Below are 16,364 nucleotides of genomic sequence, written 5' to 3' on the forward strand. Positions count from 1 at the left end.
ATCAGGCTTGTTCGCGCGACGCGAGGCGGGGTGGCCCCTGCCCTAATGGTCAAGCGCGCTAGTCAGCGCCTTTATATTGTGCCTGACCATGTCAATGTAAGTGGGTGCAGGCCCCTTTTCGCCCGTTAAACCGTCCGAAATCAGGGTCCCGCCGACCTTTGCGCCGGTCTCCGCCGCGATCCGCCGGATCAGGCGGTCGTCGCTGATATTCTCCAGGAACACGGCCGGGATTTTTTGGGCCTTGATCTGACCGATGATGCGGGCGACGTCGCGCGCGCTCGGCTCGGTTTCGGTGGAGACGCCTAGGGGGGCGATGAACTGGATACCGTATTCGGCGGAAAAATAGCCGAAGGCGTCATGAGTGGAGATCACCTTGCGCCGCTCCGGCGGGATTTTGGCAACGGCCTCCCGGACCTCACGATCGAGCGATTCGAGCTTTTCCAGAAAGGCCTTTGCCTGTGCGCGGAAGACGTCCGCGTCTTCCGGAGCGGCCGCGGCGAGCGCATTGGCGATGTCGGACACGTAGATCTTCGCGTTGGGGACGGACTGCCAGGCGTGAGGATCTGCGGCCGAACCAAGCTTCAGTGGCACGATGCCGGCGCTTGCCGTGACCACCTGCGCCTTGCTGGCGGAAGACTGCACGAGACGCGGCAGCCAGCCTTCTAACCCAAGCCCATTGACGATGACGAGCTTGGCCTCCGCGACCCGCTTCGCATCGGCTGGCGCCGCCGTGTAGACGTGGACGTCGCCGTCGGCGCCGACCAGCGTGGTCAGATTGATGCGGTCGCCACCGATGCTACGGGCGAAATCGGCGATGATCGAGAAGCTTGCAACGACGTTGAGCCGCTCCGCGGCGCGCAGCGGCGACGCGATCAGCAACAGCGTACAAAGCAGGATGAGCCGCATCGTCACGCTTCCAGATGCCGGCCGGGAAAAAGTTGCCGGACGATACCGCCGACGCGGCCGAACAGGACGGAGACGACGTAGAGCACCGTCGCCACCAGAATCACCGCAGGACCCGACGGCACACGGGTCTGGAACGACAGCACGAGGCCGGCATAGCCGGAGACCGCAGCCGCCACGACCGCGATGCAGATCATGACGGTGAGATCACGCGACCAGAACCGCGCGATACCCGCCGGCAGGATCATCAGCCCGACCGCAAGCAGCGTGCCGAGGGCCTGAAAGCCGTTGACGAGGTTGATCACGACGAGGGCGAGGAAGGCAAGATGCGCAGGTCCCCCGGCGCGGCTGACGGTCCGCAGGAACAGGGGGTCCACGCTCTCGATCACCAGCGGGCGGTAGATCACGGCGAGCACCAGCAGCGTCACGGTGGCGTTGAAGGCCACCACCAGCAGCGTCTGGTCGTCCATCGCGAGGATGTTGCCGAACAGCACGTGCAGCAAATCGATATTGGTGCCCTTGATCGAGACAATGGTGACGCCGAGCGCCAGCGATGCCAGATAGAAGGTCGCGAGCGAAGCGTCCTCCTTCAGCCCGGTCGAGCGCGCGACCACGCCGGCAAGAATCGCAACGGTAAAGCCGGCGATCAGGCCGCCCGCCGTCATCGCAAACAGATTGAGGCCGGAGAGCAGGAAGCCGACCGCGGCGCCGGGCAGGATCGCATGCGCCATGGCATCGCCGACGAGGCTCATCCGCCGCAGCATCAGGAACACGCCGATCGGCGCGCCGGCCAGCGACAGGGCGATCACGGCGGCAAGCGCGCGCCGCATGAACTCGAATTCGGTGAACGGACCGATCAGCGCGTCATAGAGCATCGGATATCAAGCCGCCTGCGAACGGGCATCGTCAGCCGCACAGGCCGCCGCGCTGTCGTCAAAAGCCTCGCACATCCGCATCGCGACCAGCAGGTTCTCCGGCGTCAGCACCTCCGCCGTCGGTCCCCACGCCACAGGGCCACGCGCCAGCACCAGCGTCTGGCTGAAATGCTTGCGCACCATTTCCATGTCGTGCAGCGCGGCGAGCACGGTGCGGCCCTCGCCTTGCCACTGCTTCACCAGCGCGAGCAAATCGGCCGTGGTCTTGCTGTCGATGGCGTTGAAAGGCTCGTCGAGCACGATAAGCGCAGCATCCTGCAGCAGTACGCGCGCGAACAGCACACGCTGCATCTGACCGCCCGAGAGGGTGCCGATCGGGCGGTTCTCGAAACCATTGAGGCCGACGGAAGCGACCGAGCGGAGGATCTTTTCGCGGGCGGCCTTGCCGATCCCGCCGAACAGGCCGGCGTCGCGCCACAGCCCGGTGCCGACGAAATCGAACACCGAGATCGGAAAGCTGCGGTCGATCTCCGCGCTCTGCGGCAGATAAGCGATGTCCCTGCTATCAAGCCCGCCGAGATGGATGCTGCCGTCGAGCGGCTTGAGGATGCCGACGATGCCACGCAGCAAGGTCGACTTGCCCGCGCCATTCGGGCCGATTACGGCCAGCAATGCACCCGGCGCCACCTCACCGCTGAGGTGATGCACGGCGGGGTGGCGGTCATAGCCCAGCGTGACGTTGTGGAAATGCAGCGCCGCCATGGTCACCTCATCGCCAGGAAGACCACGCCCCAGAGCACCGCACATACCACGAGCGCCGCCGCGAGGCGCGCGCCCATGGTCATGCGCAGGATCGACCAGGGCGCTGCCTGGGCGGGATGTGGCGAGGCTGCATCATGGACATGGGCGTGGGCGTGCCCATGCGAATGCCCGTGGTCATGAGAATGGCCATGAGCGTGGTCGTGATGATGAGCGTGGGACGCGGCGGGAACCATGCCTGGACGTTATATTATAACATTACCACTGTCCACGTCGCGCTCACGGCTTCCCGATCACCATCGCTATGGCGGCTGCGACGAACGGAAATGGCACCGAGACGGCACAGCGGAACCAGACGAAACGGGCCGGCATGAACGGGATTTCCCACAAGATCACCCGCTGGAAGGCAAACAGCGCCCAGGCGACGACATAGGCGACCACCTGCGGTACTCCGCCGCCCGACTTCAGCGCGACCGTGCCGATGGAGAAGCCGATCACGGGCCCGCCGGGGGTGGCGGCACCCGCAACCACAGCCGTCGCGACGCCCAGCCAGCCGCTGTCCGGTCCGAGCCAGCCGGTGATCACCTCCTGCGGGATGATGGCGGCGATGTAGCCGGAGCCGATCACACCGAGCGCGATCCGCGGCACGATGTTGATGAAATCCATTGAGCCTTCGCGCAGCGAGACCTTGAACACTGGGGGGCCACGGCGGAAGGCGATCAGGCCGACGCCGAAGACCGAGCCCCACAGTAGGATGTCGATCAGAAGCGCCGCGCTCACGTCTCGTCGTCCTTGGTGGCAGGCTTCGGATACATCCTGACGTAGACGAAGCGGCCGAGCGCGCCGGCCAGCACCGGCAGCGGCAACGAGATCAGGATCCGCCACAGCGTGAAGTCAGTGCCCATGATCGGGATTTCCCAGGCCACCGCCCGGCCATAGCCGATCAAGGTCCAGCTCACGACCATGGCGATGGTGGCGCCGAAATCGGCGCCTACAGCTAGCAGCGCGCTCGCCACGGGATATGCGGTGAAGGGACCGCCGGGCAGGATCGCGCCGAAGGCGGTGCCGATCAAAAGCCCCTTCAGGCCAGACTTCGGCCCGAGCGAGCGCGACACTTTTTCGTGCGGCAGGATTTCGGAGATGAATGCCCCTAGCAGGCAACCGGCCAGCACACGCGGCAGGATGCCTGAGAACAGCGAGAGGTCGTGGGTGAGAATGTCGAGAACGCCGTCGGTGCCGTCACGCCGCCAGACCAGTGCCGCACTCATTGCGACCAGCGCTGCGATGATGATGGTTGACCAGCCGATCGGCTTGCGCACGCGCCCCGGCCGCGGCTCGGAGTCCGCGTCCTCGGCAGGCGCCGGGTCTTTCGGGAAAGGTTCTGACAACGGGCTCGATGGGCTCGAGGGTGACGTCCGTCCTGATTAAGGGCGGTGTTCCACGGATGCAAACGGTAGGACGACAGACCCATGCGCGCGCCGCGCAGGGCAATTCCGCACAGCAAAAAGGCGGCCGCGCATGCGACCGCCTTAGTTGCCGTCATTCCGGGGCGGCGAAGCCGGACCCGGAATCTCGAGATCCCGGGTTCGATGCTTCGCATCGCCCAGGGATGACGGTGATTGATCTACGCCTTCTCGAACAGGGACTCGACGTATTCCCAGTTCACGAGATTCTCGACGAACGCCTTGAGATAGTCCGGACGGCGGTTGCGATAGTCGATGTAATAGGAATGCTCCCAGACGTCGCAGCCGAGGATCGGGGTGGCGCCGTGCACCAGCGGATTCTCGCCGTTCGGGGTCTTGGAGATTTCGAGCTTGCCGTTCTTGACCTGGAGCCAGCACCAGCCGGAGCCGAACTGGCCGACGCCGGCTGCCTGGAAGTCAGTCTTGAACTTCTCGAAGCCGCCGAGGTCCTCGTTGATCTTCTTCTCGATCTTGCCCGGCAGCTTGGTGCCGCCGCCATTGGGCTTCATCCAGCTCCAGAAGTGGATGTGGTTGTAGTGCTGGCCGGCATTGTTGAACACAGCGGGGTTCTTGCCGAACGAGCCCTTGACGATCTCTTCAAGGGACTTGCCTTCCCATTCGGTCCCCTTGAGCGCGTTGTTGCCGTTGGTGACGTAGGCCTGATGATGCTTGTCGTGGTGGAATTCCAACGTCTCCTTCGACATGAACTGGCCGAGGGCGTCATAGGCGTAAGGGAGTGGGGGCAGCGTAAAGGTCATGGTTTCTTGTCCGCAACTGGTGGGGAACGAGTTCTAACGGTCACCCCTTATAGAACGTTCCGCGGCCGTTAAATACCGTCAAGTTGCGAAAACACGTGATGCGGCCGCTTGGCACGATTGCATAAAGCCGGCAGGCGGCGGACGATCACCCAGGCCAGGCCGGTCGCAGCAAAATATCATTGCCTTTGAACCGGTTATGACAGAACGAATGCACCGCGAACCGAACATGCGAGAGCCGAAGCAATGAGCGTCGAGATCGACATCCTGAACGGCGACGCCTCGTGGCCGATCGCGGAGCCGCTGCATCAGGCAGTTTGGGGACCGCATATGATCGCCGACAAGCCCTGGGCTCACGTCAAATGGGCCCATGCCGATCTGCGCGTGCTGATCGAAACGCCCGAGGACGGCCTGGTCTGCCATGTCGGCATCTACTTCCGCACCGCGACCTGGAATGGACAGAAGGTGCACATTGGCGGCATTGGCGGAGTCTGCACCCGCGAGGACCGGCGCGGTCGCGGCTACGCGACCATGGCAATCGACGCGGCCGTGCACACCATGCGCGCGAACGAGGCGGTCCGGTTCGCACTCTTGTTCTGCGAGCCGCACAACGCCCCGTTCTACGCGGCCCGGAGCTGGCTGCCATTCGAGGGCGAGGTCTATTGCGAGCAACCGGAGGGGCGAATCCGGTTCACCCACATGCCGCCCTATGTCTTCAACATCGTCCGGGCGCCGACCTTGGGCACCATCGACCTATGCGGCCTGCCGTGGTGACCCCTGCGTGAGGTGAGGCTGCCGCCGGGGCCTACCTGCCCCTATAATATGTCGATCATCATCTAAAATTCCGTCCGGTGACACATGACGATCGACGCCATCCTAGACGCCGAGCCCCAGCGTGCCCCGGTTGCCTCCCCCATTGCGAGCCTGCTGACGGCGCCGATCCTGCCCACGTTGCTGCGGCTCGCGATACCCAACATGATCGCGATGGTCGGCAGCACGCTGGTTGCGATCGCCGAGACCTCCTATATCGGCCGGCTCGGCACCATTCCGCTCGCCGCGATCGCGCTGGTGTTTCCGTTCGCCATGCTGACGCAGATGATGAGCGCAGGCGCGATGGGCGGCGGCGTCTCCTCCGCGATCAGCCGCGCGCTCGGCGCAGGCGATCGGGACCGCGCCGCGACGCTGGCGCTGCATGCCGCCATCATCGGCCTCTGCGGCGGGCTGTTCTTCACAGTGATGATGCTCGTCTTCGGCCGCTCGTTGTTCGCGCTGCTCGGCGGCCGCGATCACGTGCTGGAGGAGGCCAGCGGCTATTCGCAGGTGCTGTTCTCCGGTGCGGTCGCGATCTGGCTCGTCAACACGCTGGCCTCGGTGATCCGCGGCACCGGCGACATGCGCCTGCCCTCGATGACGCTGATCGGGGGGAGCGTGCTCCAGATCGCGCTCGGCGGCACGCTGGGGCTCGGTCTGTTCGGCGTGAAGCAATACGGCATGCCGGGCGTCGCCAGCGGCCAATTGATCGCGTTCAGCTGCGCTGCGATCTTCTTGCTCTGGTATCTCGCGTCCGGCCGCAGCCGGCTGCCGCTGAACCTTCGCGCGTTTCATTTCGAGCGCGCGATGTTCCTGGACATTCTTAAAGTGGGCGCGGTGGCGTGTTTGTCACCGCTTCAGACCGTTCTCACCATTCTGGTCTTCACAAAAATTCTCGCGACCTTCGGCACCGAGATGCTGGCGGGTTACGGCATCGGCTCGCGGCTGGAATTTCTGCTGATCCCCATCACCTTCGCCTTTGGCATCGCCTCGGTGCCGATGGTCGGCGTGGCGATGGGCGCGGGACACGTAAAGCGCGCGCGGCGTGTGGCCTGGACTGCAGCTGCGGCCTCCGGACTCACGGTCGGCCTGGTCGGGCTCGTCATCGCGCTCGATCCCTCGCTGTGGGTCGCGCTCTTCACGCGGGATGCGGGCGTCTCCGCCGCCGCCCACAGCTATTTCCATTGGGCCGGCCCGGCCTTCGTGTTCTTCGGCATAGGCGTGTCGCTCTACTTCTCCTCACAAGGTGCGGCGCGCGTCGGCGGGCCCGTGCTGGCATCCACCGCGCGCCTTCTGATGGTTGCGATCGGCGGCATCGGCCTGATGATGGCTCAGGCGCCGGCCTGGACGTTGTTCGCGCTGGTCGGCGGTGCCATGGTCGTGTTCGGCCTGTCGACTGCGGCCTCGGTCGCCTTCGCGCGCTGGGGCAAATGAGCGCAGGCAGGTAAGCGCAGGGATGTGATTCCAGCCAGCGTTGCACTATCGCGTCGGCCTGCCAGGGAGGCGCTCCATTTTTCCAGGCCGTCTCCATGACTTCCGGATTCGCTGCTCTCATCGTCCTCCTCGCCGCGCTTGTTGGCGCATCTGCCGCTCGTGCGCAGAACGCCGATGGGACATGTTGACACCCAGGCAGGTGATGCGCGCGTCAAGATCAGCAAATGCGGCGGCGGCATATGTGGCCACATCGTCTGGCTGCGCGATCCCTACGACTTGTGTGACCTTCTTGTCCCGGGCGCGAGCGTCGCTCTAAAGCATGATCCGGAAAAGTGCGCAGCGGTTTTCCGAAAAGATCACGCTTAAACAATAACCTAAAGCGCGATAGCGATTCATCCTGATCGCGTCGCGCTTTAGGCCATCATCGCCTTCAGCGCGGTTGCCGCCGAGGCGTAGCCGCCCCGCGCACCGTCGATGAAGTGGACGTGATCGCTGCGCAACACCGAGGGCGTGAAGCAGGTCATCATGGCGGCGTCCTGCGGATAGAGGCCATAGCGCACGACGCCATTACGTGCCGCAATCGCGAGACGGTCGCTCAGCGCGCGTTCGAGCTCCGGCGTGCAGTCGAGGATCATGCGCAGGCCGTCATCATACTTCCTGAAATCCGAGTTCTCGACCACCTGACGTTTGTAGACATTTGGCACGAAGCCGCCGACGTTAAGGTCGAAGCGCATGATCAGGTAGACGAACAGCGTATAGGCCAGCGCGCTGGCGCGGCGCGCCAGCAGCGGACCGCCGCGCTTGGTGCGGGCCTCGAAGTCGAGCCCCTGCGGCGGCCATTTCAGCGGCGGCCCTTGCGGCGGCACCGGGCGCGCACCATCCGGGCTGCGTTCGACAAGGTGGATGATGTCCTCGATCACTTTGCGGAAGGCATGCGGATCGACGCCCCGAGCGGGCATCACCAGAACGGACAGGATCAGTCCACGTGAGGCCGGTATCACCTCGAAGCGGCAGGACAGGCCGGAGAGATCGGGCTGCGTGCCCGCCGGCGCTTCGGGGACGGCAAAATCCCCCCGCTTCATCGCAGCGTCGGCCCAGGCGAGCCCGCCGCCGGAGAACATTGCGTAGGACAGGTTCGCCGAGGGGCCGAAGCGTGCGACGCGCACGTCGAGGCCTTGTGCGCGGATCGCGCTGACCGGCACCAGCGCGACCCGCATCGTCAGATCGAGATCTTCCCGCACCCAGGTCGCGGTCGCGGCCAGCGCCTCGCGGGCAGGCTCGAGATCGGAAGGCGCGACCGCAAAACTCGCGCCGTCGCCGCCGAACACGAAGGGGAATTCGCGTCCCTCCAGCGCGTTCGTCACCGCCGCGATCACGGCCGCACCCGCCATGTTGACCGCCTTGTAGCGCTGCGCCGCGATCGCCTTGGTCGAATCGACGATGTCGGCAATGCCGATGCTCCAATCGTCCGGGAGCGGCGCATAGAGCGCCGGGTCCATCAGGCTGGTAAAGCCGCGGAAGACGGGAATGCCGCCATAGAAGGATTCGCCTGAGGTCATCGGGGATACTGGATGGTTAGAATGCGGGTCCGAACGAGATACGAGGGAGGATCGATCCGGGTTCGCCAGCGGGCGGGCCCTTGCAATCTTTGGCCGAAACCGGCCCGGACAACAAGATCAGGCCGCGCCTGCAATGCCGCAGTTCTCGTAGGTGGGCAAAGGCGCAAAGCGCCGTGCCACCATGTGTCACCAGGACAGATGAGGTGGTGGGCACGCTACGCTTTGCCACCCTACGAGCACTGCAAAGCAACGGACTCCGAGCGCGAACACCCGCTAGTGCAGCTTCTCGTCCTGACGCTTGCGCAAACTATCGAGAGACGCATCGTAGCAGCCGACCAGGCGTACGAATTGCTGCGGGTACATTTCATGGCCGTGACTGCCGGAATTCTGATGTGTCATCGGCGGGCAGTGGGCATCAGCCGGCTTCGCGCGGGATTGCTCCGTCCGTCCCTGATTTGAAGCCGTTACGTCAGGCATGGCCATGGACTGCTCCCTATCGATTAGGGCAGATCGATTGACGTAACCCAATCGATTGCGGGGCATCTTATGACCAAATCCGGCTGAATGTCATGTGCTGGATCAACGCAATCGTGGTGGCAGAGTTCCCCTTATGCCGTATTCCCGGCGTCGACAGTGAACACGGACCCGGTGACATTGCGGCCGCCCTCGCCGAGCAAATATTCCACCATCCGCGCGACGTCGTCCGTCTCAGGAAGGCGGCGCAGCGCGCTGCGGCCCGCGATGCGCTTGCGCGCCTCGTCGGAAAGATTGTGCGTGAGTTCGGTGTCGATGAAGCCCGGCGCGATGGCGTTCACGGTGATGCCGAGCTTGCCGACTTCGCGCGCCAGCGAGCGGGTGAAGCCGGTGGCAGCGGCCTTGGTCGCGCCATAGACGGACAGGCCGTTATAACCGGTGGTCGCAATGATCGAGGAGATGTTGATGATGCGGCCTGCCCCGTCCGCCATCATCTGCCGCGCCACATATTTGGTGAGGATGATCGGCGACAGCACGTTGAGCTGCACGAGCGCCTCGATCGCGGAATTGTGCATGGTGGCAAGCAGGCCCTCGGTGCCGAGGCCGGCATTGTTGACGAGGCCGTAGACGGGGCCGAATTCGTCGCGCACCAGTTTTGCAAAGGCCGGAATGGCGTCAATCACCGCAAGGTCGCAGGCGCGGAAATGCAGGCGCCCTTCGGAGACGGCAACCGCAGCTTTGAGCTCTTCGCTCTCGCCCCGCGCCGCCGCGATCACGTTGTAGCCGGCGCCAGCCAGGCGCTTGCCGATCGAAAGACCGATGCCGCGACTTCCGCCAGTGACGAGAACGTTGTTATGCATCGGTTCGCGCCAGTTTTCCGGCCGGGGTGACATCGAGCGCCTCGACGAAGCGGATCACTGCCGGCACCTTGTGGGAGGCGAGCTGGGCGCGGCACCGGTCCAGGATCTGGTCACGGATATCTTTCGCGCGCGCGGGATCGGTGCCCTCAGTGAGGATCACGTCGGCAACCACGATACCGCCGGTGATCGGGCTCTTCCGCGACTTGGCCCGCGACATCCGCACGTCGGGATGGCGGTTGATCACCGCCTCGATCTCCTCGGGATGGACCTTCAGCCCACCGATATTGATGATGCCGCCGCGGCGGCCGACGAAGTAATAACGGTCGCCGCGCAGCTCGACGATGTCGCCGCTGTCGATAAATCCATCGCCATCGGTAAGCGCCGCAGCGCTGCGGCCGACATAGGCATGCGCAGTGCGCGTCGAACGGATACGAAGCGAGCCGTCGACCACTTTCATCTCGACGCCGTTGCGATTGCCGAGATAGTCGGCCGGAAAGCCCTCCAGCCCGTCATTCACGGCGAAGCCGACGCCGGCTTCGGTCGAGGCATAGGCATGACCAACGGAGGAATTGGGAAATGCCGCCTTGAGACCGTCGAGCACCGCCTGGTCGGCGATTTCGCCGGAGAGGCGGACGTAGCGAGGAGCGAATTGCGTAGCCGAACCGCTCATCAGGAGCTTGCGCCAGTGTGAAGGCGTGCCGGAGATGTGCGAAACGCCATGCGCCTTCAGCCGCGCGACGTGATCACCGAGCGCCTCATGCGGGTCCGACAACACCATCGAGCCACCGGAAAGGATGGCGCGGAGGAAGATCTGCAGGCCGCCATAGCGGCGGATGTCGTAGAAGGTCGCCCAGACCGGCGCCGGGCCACGCGCGGGCCCTTCGGCAACGATCGCCCCGGTGAGCGCTTCCAGCGTGTGGCCGACGACTTTCGGCACGCCTGAAGTGCCCGACGTCAGCATCAGCCATTCCGTGGCGCGCTCGGACTTGGCCGGCGCGGTGGCTTCAAGCGGCAATTGCGCAGTGACGATGAGCGTGATGCCCGTGTCGGCCCAGCCGTCGGGCTCGTCAGTGACAACCGCATCGATCCCGGCATCGGCGATCAGCGCCTCAAGATGGGCCGGGTTGAGGTCGGGTGGACAGAGCAGCATGCGACGGGCGATGCCGTCGAGCTCGATCATGGCAAGGCCCGACCGGAGCTGGTCCGACAATTTGAGCAGCACGGCACGACCCGACAGCTCGCGCAGGCGGCCGCCTAGAACCGTGTGCGACAGGATGTCGGTCAGCGACACGACATCGTGCGCATCGGAGATCGTTCGGCCGGTCAGCTCCGCGCCGAGATGGTCGCGGAGCGCGAAGATTTCACGCGGGGACATTTTCGTAGGCCCGCACGAAATCGCCCACCGTGGCGGGGAATGCTGCGTCCTCGGAAATGGTGAAGGGGTCGACGCCGGTCTCGTCCTCGAGACGCGCGACGAGGATGGCGAAGGCGAGCGAGTCGAAGCCCGTCTCGTGCAGGGACAGATCGTCCGAAAGAGCGGGAAGCGTGACGTGCTGCTCCTTGGCGATCTGCTGGATCGCCTCGATGACCTTAGACCTTACCGACATGGCTGGCTCGCGTTGTTATCGTTGCTGTTGCGGCGGCTCTTGCTGGCCGCCTCCCCATGGCGGCTTGTTTACCCGAGAGAAGTAAATGGCTTCTTGGACAATTCAGATAAAATTGGACCTATCTGCCGATTTTTACGGGATCTACAGCCTGATCGAGCCGTCCAGGATCCGCGCATAGGCCGCGGCGTCCAGCGGGACATAGGCTCCGGATCTCGAATCCACCATGAACAGCGGATCGGAGATCGCGGCGGGATCGAAGCCCTCTCGAACGAGATCGCCTTTCTTCTGCTTGAACGTCTCGGTCGCATCGATATCGCTGGAGATGCGGATGAAGACGGGGCGTGCATAGGCCGGCAGGCACTGCGCGAGATGTGCAGGCAATGTCGCAATATCGAAGCCCTCGTTGACGACGATCGCGCTCATGCCAGCGCGGCCGTCAGTGCCGGAGATGCTGACACCGTAGGTGGTCGCGTCGACCACGCCGCTGAAGTCGCGCATCGCGTCGTTCACTTCCGAGGTCGCGACGTTCTCGCCTTTCCAGCGGAACGTGTCCCCGATGCGATCGACGAAGTGGAAGAATCCCTTATCGTCGATCCGCATCAGATCGCCGGTGCGAAACCAGGCATCGCCTTTGGCAAAGACATCGCGAAGGATCTTCTTCTCGGTTTCGCCGGTGTCGGTGTAGCCCTCGAAGCGGCCACCGCCTTCATCGGCGGTGCCGATGCGGCCGATGGCTTCGCCGGCCTCGCCGCGGGCACAGGCGAGGCAAAATCCCTCGTCATTGCGCAGCGGCAGGCCGCTGTCGGGATCGAGCTTGACCAGGTTCGCGGGAAAGCGATGCGCTAGCAGCGGCGGGACGCGGCCGATCGCCCCTCGCTCGCCCTCGACGTTGAACAGCGAGAAATTGCCTTCCGTCGCCGCATAGAATTCGAGGATACGGGGAATGGCGAAACGCGTCTGAAAGTCATCCCAGATGTCGCCGCGCAGGCCGTTGCCGCAGACGAGGCGGAGACGATGACGGTTCTCGTATTCGGACGGCGGCGCCTTGAGCAAATAACGGCAGAGCTCTCCGATATATTGAAACAGCGTGCAGTCGTGATGGACGACATCGGACCAGAAATGCGAGGCCGAGAATTTTTCCGCAATCACTACTGACCCGCCGGCAGCCAGCATGCTGCATGGCGCGACGATGCCACCAACCGAGTGGAACAAGGGCAGGCAATCATAGAGCCGATCTTGCGGGCTCGCGCTGGTGAGGCCGGCGAACCAGAAGCCCCAGTTGAGAATGCGGCGGTGGCTGATGCTGGCGGCCTTCGGCAGGCCTGTCGTGCCCGAGGTGTAGATCAGCAGCGCACGGTCGTCGATGCTGACCTCGCCGCGCTCCTGCGGCGAAAGAGGGGCGTCGTCCAGCACCGCCAGATCGATGGCGCGATCGCCGCGGGCATCGCCATGCGTCCAGACCTTGGCCTCGGTCTTCAGATGCGGTGTTGAACTCTTCAGTGTCTCCGTCAGCTCATGCGCCACGATGATATGCCTGGGCTTGGCGACGTCGATGCAATGCGCGAGCGAGGGCCCGACCAGCTTGGTGTTGAGGAGTGCGACCACACCGCCGACCCGGCTGATGCCGAGCCATGCCGCGATATAGTCGATGCCGTTCGGCATGATCAACGCAACAGTATCACCCTTGGCCACGCCGACCGAGCGCGCCCAGCGCGCGTAGCGATTGATGCGCTTCGACAAACCTGAATAGTCGAGACTTGTCTCATCGGTGACCAGCGCGACACGGTCGGGTTGACGCTGCGCCCAATCGTCAATGACGTCGGCGAACAGGCGCCCCGGCAGCGTCTCGATCCGCGCGGTGAGCTCGATGGCCTTCAGCCAGATCTTTGAAGCCGAAGGCGGGCGCGCGGTTTTGGGTTGCTCGATGACACCGGTCGTCATGCCGTTCATTCTTTCGGAACGTGTCTGCTGGTCCCGGCAGCTTAGCTCGCGCGGCCTGCCCAGGTGTTAAGAGACAGGGTAAAGGCCGCTTAGTGCGCGATTAACTCTAGTCATCCCTTACAAAGCCGGCGGGATCCGTGCGCGAGGCCGCTGGCGCAAGGTGGCGAAATTGTCGGACATCAAAAGCAGCAGCGCCGTACGGCGAAGCTGAAACGCCGCGCCGTCCCGCGCTAACCGGTTCGCCTCTGACGCAAGCGCTGCGGCGCTGCATTGACCGGGTAGTAGGGATTGAGGTCACAGATCGCGGAGCGACCCGTTGCAGTGGCGCGGCACTGCGGCAACGAGGTGAAGGAGCAGTCGTACCACTCCCCGCCTCCCCCGTTCGCACCTGAGTAAACGTGCATGCAGACGGGGTAACGCGGATCGAAGGTCTGCGCATGCGACGGCGCGGCCGTGAGCAGTGCGCCGGCGGCCACGATCAGGCTGAACGCGAAACGCATGAACAGTATTCCGGTACGCTGCATCACGGGTCCTATTGCACCTTCTTGTGGCGCCGGCGGGGCTGCTGCGGCGGCTGGTCGAAGGCGTAATAGGGATTGACGTCGCAGCTCGCCGAGCGGCCCGACGCGGTCGCGCGGCACTGCGGCAGCGAGGTGAAAGAGCAGTCGAAATAGTCGCCGCCACCGCCGCCGAAGCCGCCGCCGGGCGTGTAAACGTGCATGCACACCGGATAGCGCGGATCGTAGGTCTGGGCGCTGGCATCTGCCGCGACGAACAGCGCCGTAATCGCGGCGAGGGGCAAAATCAACATGCGCATGGACAGATCCTTGAATCGACGGCGTCGGCGGGCCTGATGCCGACGGCCTCCTATGACATAACACCAGGCCGGTTGCGACTGTTCCTAGGGACAGATGACGGCAAGGTGAGCGCTGCGGGCTGCGGCGCTATGCGCCGAGCCCCTGCAACACCAAACGGTTCAGCCTCGCCGCAAACGCCGCGGGATCTTCCGGCAATTCGCCGTCCAGGATCTGCGCCTGTTCGAGCAGGAGCAGGCTGAGATCGTCGACCGCCTTGGAGCCCGCTTGCGCCTTGGTGATTGCAGTCACCAGCGGATGGCGCAGATTGATCTCCAGGATCGGCTTGGTCTTCATGCCGCGGTTCTGCTGCGCGAGGATGCGCTCGAGCTCACGGCTCGGGCCCTGGCTGTCGGCGACGAGGCAGGACGCGGAGCTGGTGAGGCGCGTCGAAGCCTTGACGTCGCTGACGCGCTCGCCGAGCGCGGCCTTGATCACGGCGATGGTGGCGCCTTCGTCCGCGGCCGGCTCGTCCTTGTTCGCCTCGTCCTTGTCGTCGACGCGCGGGATCAGGTCGAGATTGAGATCGCCCTGGCTCAGCGATTTCAGCGGCTTGCCGTCGAACTCCGATGGCATCGAGGTCCAGAACGCGTCGACGGGATCGGATAGCAGCAGCACCTCGATGCCGCGCGCGGTTGCGGCCTCGAGCCGCGGATTGGACTTCAGCCGCTCGATGCTGTCGCCGACGAGATAGTAGATCTCGGTCTGGTTCGGCTTGAAGTCGGCGATGACCTGCTTCAACGACCGCTTCTCGCCGGACGTCGTGGTGAAGCGCGATAGCGCCAGCAATTTTTCGCGGCGTTCGAAGTCTTCGTAGATGCCTTCCTTCAGCACCGCGCCGAAGGCGTCCCAGATCTTGGCGAAATTGTCCGGATCCTTTTCGGCGAGGCTTTCGAGCTCCGACACAACCCGGGTCGCCACCGCCTTGCGGATCTGCGCGAGCTGCGGATTGTTCTGGAGCATCTCGCGAGAGATGTTGAGCGGAAGATCCTCGCTGTCGACGACGCCTCGGATGAAGCGGAGATAGCCCGGCAACAGATCCGCATCATCGGTGATGAAGACACGGCGGACGTAAAGCTTCACCCGGCCCTTGCGGTTCGGCTCGAACAGGTCGAACGGCTTGGTCGATGGCGCGAACAGCAGCACAGCATAGGAATAGCGGCCCTCGGCGCGGTAATGCAGCGTCATCGCGGGATCGTCGAAGGCGGACGCGATCTGCTGATAGGCCTTCTTGTAGTCGTCCGCGTTCAGCTCGGATTTCGAGCGCTGCCACAGCGCACTTGCCGAATTGATCTGGCGCGGCTCGCCTTCTTCCGGCACGAGCTCGATGGGAAACAGAATATTGTCGGAATAGGCACCGACGATGCGCTCGATCTCGTAGCTCTCGAGATATTTCTTGGCATCGTCCTTCAGGTGCAGAACGATCTCGGTGCCGCGCGTCAGGCGGGCCGCCTCCTCGTCACTGGCGCGGGCGATCTCGAAGCCGGAGCCGCCGGAGGATGTCCAGGTCCAGACGTCGCTCTCACCGGCGCGGCGGCTGACGACGACGATCTTCTCGGCGACCATGAAGGCGGAATAGAAGCCGACGCCGAACTGGCCGATCAAGCCGAGGCCGTCCTTGGCCTCCTTCAGCTTCGACACGAACGCCTTGGTGCCGGAGCGGGCGATGGTACCGAGATGGTCGATCAACTCCTGCCGCTCCATGCCGATACCGTTATCGGTGATCGTGAGCGTTCCGGCCGTCTTGTTCGGGATGATGCGGATCTTGAGTGCATCGCCTTCGCCCAGCAGGGCCGGGGTGGCGATCGCCTCATAGCGCAGCTTGTCGCAGGCGTCGGAGGCGTTGGAGACAAGCTCGCGCAGGAAGATGTCGGTCTCGGAATAGACGGAGTGCACCATGAGGTGCAGAAGTTCGGAAACTTCGGCCTGGAAGGGCTGCGTATGCACAGCCGTGTCTGACGTCGTCATGCGTTTACCCGGTCAAAACGAAGGGAAAGAAACCCGGGATATAACGCGAGCGTACGGAGGATCAAGTGGACATGAACAATCGTGCTCTCGGCAGACGAACGC

General features: G+C 64.1%; 18 protein-coding genes and 1 pseudogene. 3 read left to right on the plus strand and 16 right to left on the minus strand.

Annotation, left to right across the window (positions count from 1 at the left end; all coding sequences use genetic code 11):
* Positions 1-42 precede the first annotated feature (42 nt).
* The 7 genes from IVB28_RS27270 to IVB28_RS27300 form a co-directional block, all read right to left on the minus strand.
* Entirely contained in the window at positions 43-906 is an 864-nt protein-coding gene (locus IVB28_RS27270; RefSeq protein WP_247530323.1) for a zinc ABC transporter substrate-binding protein, read from the minus strand.
* A 2-nt stretch (positions 907-908) separates the two neighbouring features.
* Positions 909-1,778 carry a metal ABC transporter permease gene (locus tag IVB28_RS27275; RefSeq protein ID WP_247530324.1) on the minus strand — a complete coding sequence of 290 codons (870 nt, stop codon included), beginning with the start codon at positions 1,776-1,778 and terminating at the stop codon, positions 909-911.
* Positions 1,779-1,784: 6 nt separating this feature from the next.
* Entirely contained in the window at positions 1,785-2,540 is a 756-nt protein-coding gene (locus tag IVB28_RS27280; protein ID WP_247530325.1) for an ABC transporter ATP-binding protein, read from the minus strand.
* 2 nt (positions 2,541-2,542) lie between these two features.
* Positions 2,543-2,773: a hypothetical protein gene (locus IVB28_RS27285; protein WP_247530326.1), complete on the minus strand. Its 231-nt coding sequence runs from the start codon at positions 2,771-2,773 to the stop codon at positions 2,543-2,545.
* A gap of 43 nt (positions 2,774-2,816) precedes the next feature.
* Positions 2,817-3,317: a hypothetical protein gene (locus tag IVB28_RS27290; protein WP_247530329.1), complete on the minus strand. Its 501-nt coding sequence runs from the start codon at positions 3,315-3,317 to the stop codon at positions 2,817-2,819.
* On the minus strand, positions 3,314-3,925 hold the full coding sequence (locus IVB28_RS27295; RefSeq protein ID WP_247530330.1) for a permease: 612 nt from the start codon (positions 3,923-3,925) through the stop codon (positions 3,314-3,316). The genes IVB28_RS27290 and IVB28_RS27295 overlap by 4 nt, the downstream gene beginning before the upstream one ends.
* A 236-nt stretch (positions 3,926-4,161) precedes the next feature.
* On the minus strand, positions 4,162-4,758 hold the full coding sequence (locus tag IVB28_RS27300; RefSeq protein WP_028139981.1) for a superoxide dismutase: 597 nt from the start codon (positions 4,756-4,758) through the stop codon (positions 4,162-4,164).
* A gap of 243 nt (positions 4,759-5,001) precedes the next feature.
* Here IVB28_RS27300 and IVB28_RS27305 point away from each other — a divergent pair, with 243 nt between their 5' ends.
* The 3 genes and pseudogenes from IVB28_RS27305 to IVB28_RS29540 all read left to right on the plus strand — a co-directional run.
* A complete protein-coding gene (locus tag IVB28_RS27305; protein ID WP_247530332.1) occupies positions 5,002-5,529 on the plus strand; it encodes a GNAT family N-acetyltransferase in 528 nt (175 codons plus the stop codon).
* Positions 5,530-5,613: 84 nt separating this feature from the next.
* Positions 5,614-6,999: an MATE family efflux transporter gene (locus tag IVB28_RS27310; protein ID WP_247530334.1), complete on the plus strand. Its 1,386-nt coding sequence runs from the start codon at positions 5,614-5,616 to the stop codon at positions 6,997-6,999.
* A 95-nt stretch (positions 7,000-7,094) separates the two neighbouring features.
* Positions 7,095-7,275: pseudogene (locus IVB28_RS29540) on the plus strand (DUF2147 domain-containing protein); the annotation flags it as partial.
* Positions 7,276-7,412: 137 nt separating this feature from the next.
* On the opposite strand, the gene IVB28_RS27315 reads toward IVB28_RS29540, so the two are convergent.
* The 9 genes from IVB28_RS27315 to htpG all read right to left on the minus strand — a co-directional run bounded on the left by IVB28_RS27315 (position 7,413) and on the right by htpG (position 16,262).
* A complete protein-coding gene (locus IVB28_RS27315) occupies positions 7,413-8,558 on the minus strand; it encodes a DUF3095 domain-containing protein (RefSeq protein WP_247530336.1) in 1,146 nt (381 codons plus the stop codon).
* A gap of 273 nt (positions 8,559-8,831) precedes the next feature.
* Positions 8,832-9,041 (minus strand): hypothetical protein, encoded by a 210-nt coding sequence (locus IVB28_RS27320; protein ID WP_247530338.1) that lies wholly within the window; start codon positions 9,039-9,041, stop codon positions 8,832-8,834.
* A gap of 125 nt (positions 9,042-9,166) precedes the next feature.
* Positions 9,167-9,892 (minus strand): SDR family NAD(P)-dependent oxidoreductase, encoded by a 726-nt coding sequence (locus IVB28_RS27325; protein ID WP_247530340.1) that lies wholly within the window; start codon positions 9,890-9,892, stop codon positions 9,167-9,169.
* Positions 9,885-11,267 (minus strand): fatty acid--CoA ligase family protein, encoded by a 1,383-nt coding sequence (locus IVB28_RS27330; protein WP_247530342.1) that lies wholly within the window; start codon positions 11,265-11,267, stop codon positions 9,885-9,887. The genes IVB28_RS27325 and IVB28_RS27330 overlap by 8 nt, the downstream gene beginning before the upstream one ends.
* Positions 11,254-11,499 carry an acyl carrier protein gene (locus IVB28_RS27335; protein ID WP_015688794.1) on the minus strand — a complete coding sequence of 82 codons (246 nt, stop codon included), beginning with the start codon at positions 11,497-11,499 and terminating at the stop codon, positions 11,254-11,256. Before IVB28_RS27335 ends, IVB28_RS27330 begins: the two co-directional genes overlap by 14 nt.
* Before the next feature lie 141 nt (positions 11,500-11,640).
* Positions 11,641-13,449, minus strand: a complete 1,809-nt coding sequence (locus IVB28_RS27340; protein ID WP_247530344.1) for a long-chain-acyl-CoA synthetase — start codon at positions 13,447-13,449, stop codon at positions 11,641-11,643.
* Between the two features lie 221 nt (positions 13,450-13,670).
* Positions 13,671-13,940: a DUF3551 domain-containing protein gene (locus IVB28_RS27345; protein WP_247530401.1), complete on the minus strand. Its 270-nt coding sequence runs from the start codon at positions 13,938-13,940 to the stop codon at positions 13,671-13,673.
* Positions 13,941-13,972: 32 nt separating this feature from the next.
* Positions 13,973-14,257: a DUF3551 domain-containing protein gene (locus IVB28_RS27350; protein WP_247530345.1), complete on the minus strand. Its 285-nt coding sequence runs from the start codon at positions 14,255-14,257 to the stop codon at positions 13,973-13,975.
* A gap of 127 nt (positions 14,258-14,384) precedes the next feature.
* Entirely contained in the window at positions 14,385-16,262 is a 1,878-nt protein-coding gene (htpG, locus tag IVB28_RS27355) for a molecular chaperone HtpG (protein WP_247530347.1), read from the minus strand.
* Positions 16,263-16,364 lie beyond the last annotated feature (102 nt).

The organism is Bradyrhizobium sp. 199, from assembly GCF_023073355.1.
Lineage (GTDB): Bacteria > Pseudomonadota > Alphaproteobacteria > Rhizobiales > Xanthobacteraceae > Bradyrhizobium.

Coding starts and splice junctions, on each gene's coding strand:
- IVB28_RS27270 (WP_247530323.1), bottom strand. CDS start 906: ATGCGGCTCATCCTGCTTTGTACGCTGTTGCTGATCGCGTCGCCGCTG.
- IVB28_RS27275 (WP_247530324.1), bottom strand. CDS start 1,778: ATGCTCTATGACGCGCTGATCGGTCCGTTCACCGAATTCGAGTTCATG.
- IVB28_RS27280 (WP_247530325.1), bottom strand. CDS start 2,540: ATGGCGGCGCTGCATTTCCACAACGTCACGCTGGGCTATGACCGCCAC.
- IVB28_RS27285 (WP_247530326.1), bottom strand. CDS start 2,773: ATGGTTCCCGCCGCGTCCCACGCTCATCATCACGACCACGCTCATGGC.
- IVB28_RS27300 (WP_028139981.1), bottom strand. CDS start 4,758: ATGACCTTTACGCTGCCCCCACTCCCTTACGCCTATGACGCCCTCGGC.
- IVB28_RS27305 (WP_247530332.1), top strand. CDS start 5,002: ATGAGCGTCGAGATCGACATCCTGAACGGCGACGCCTCGTGGCCGATC.
- IVB28_RS27310 (WP_247530334.1), top strand. CDS start 5,614: ATGACGATCGACGCCATCCTAGACGCCGAGCCCCAGCGTGCCCCGGTT.
- IVB28_RS27315 (WP_247530336.1), bottom strand. CDS start 8,558: ATGACCTCAGGCGAATCCTTCTATGGCGGCATTCCCGTCTTCCGCGGC.
- IVB28_RS27320 (WP_247530338.1), bottom strand. CDS start 9,041: ATGGCCATGCCTGACGTAACGGCTTCAAATCAGGGACGGACGGAGCAA.
- IVB28_RS27325 (WP_247530340.1), bottom strand. CDS start 9,892: ATGCATAACAACGTTCTCGTCACTGGCGGAAGTCGCGGCATCGGTCTT.
- IVB28_RS27330 (WP_247530342.1), bottom strand. CDS start 11,267: ATGTCCCCGCGTGAAATCTTCGCGCTCCGCGACCATCTCGGCGCGGAG.
- IVB28_RS27335 (WP_015688794.1), bottom strand. CDS start 11,499: ATGTCGGTAAGGTCTAAGGTCATCGAGGCGATCCAGCAGATCGCCAAG.
- IVB28_RS27340 (WP_247530344.1), bottom strand. CDS start 13,449: ATGAACGGCATGACGACCGGTGTCATCGAGCAACCCAAAACCGCGCGC.
- IVB28_RS27345 (WP_247530401.1), bottom strand. CDS start 13,940: ATGCGTTTCGCGTTCAGCCTGATCGTGGCCGCCGGCGCACTGCTCACG.
- IVB28_RS27350 (WP_247530345.1), bottom strand. CDS start 14,257: ATGCGCATGTTGATTTTGCCCCTCGCCGCGATTACGGCGCTGTTCGTC.
- htpG (WP_247530347.1), bottom strand. CDS start 16,262: ATGACGACGTCAGACACGGCTGTGCATACGCAGCCCTTCCAGGCCGAA.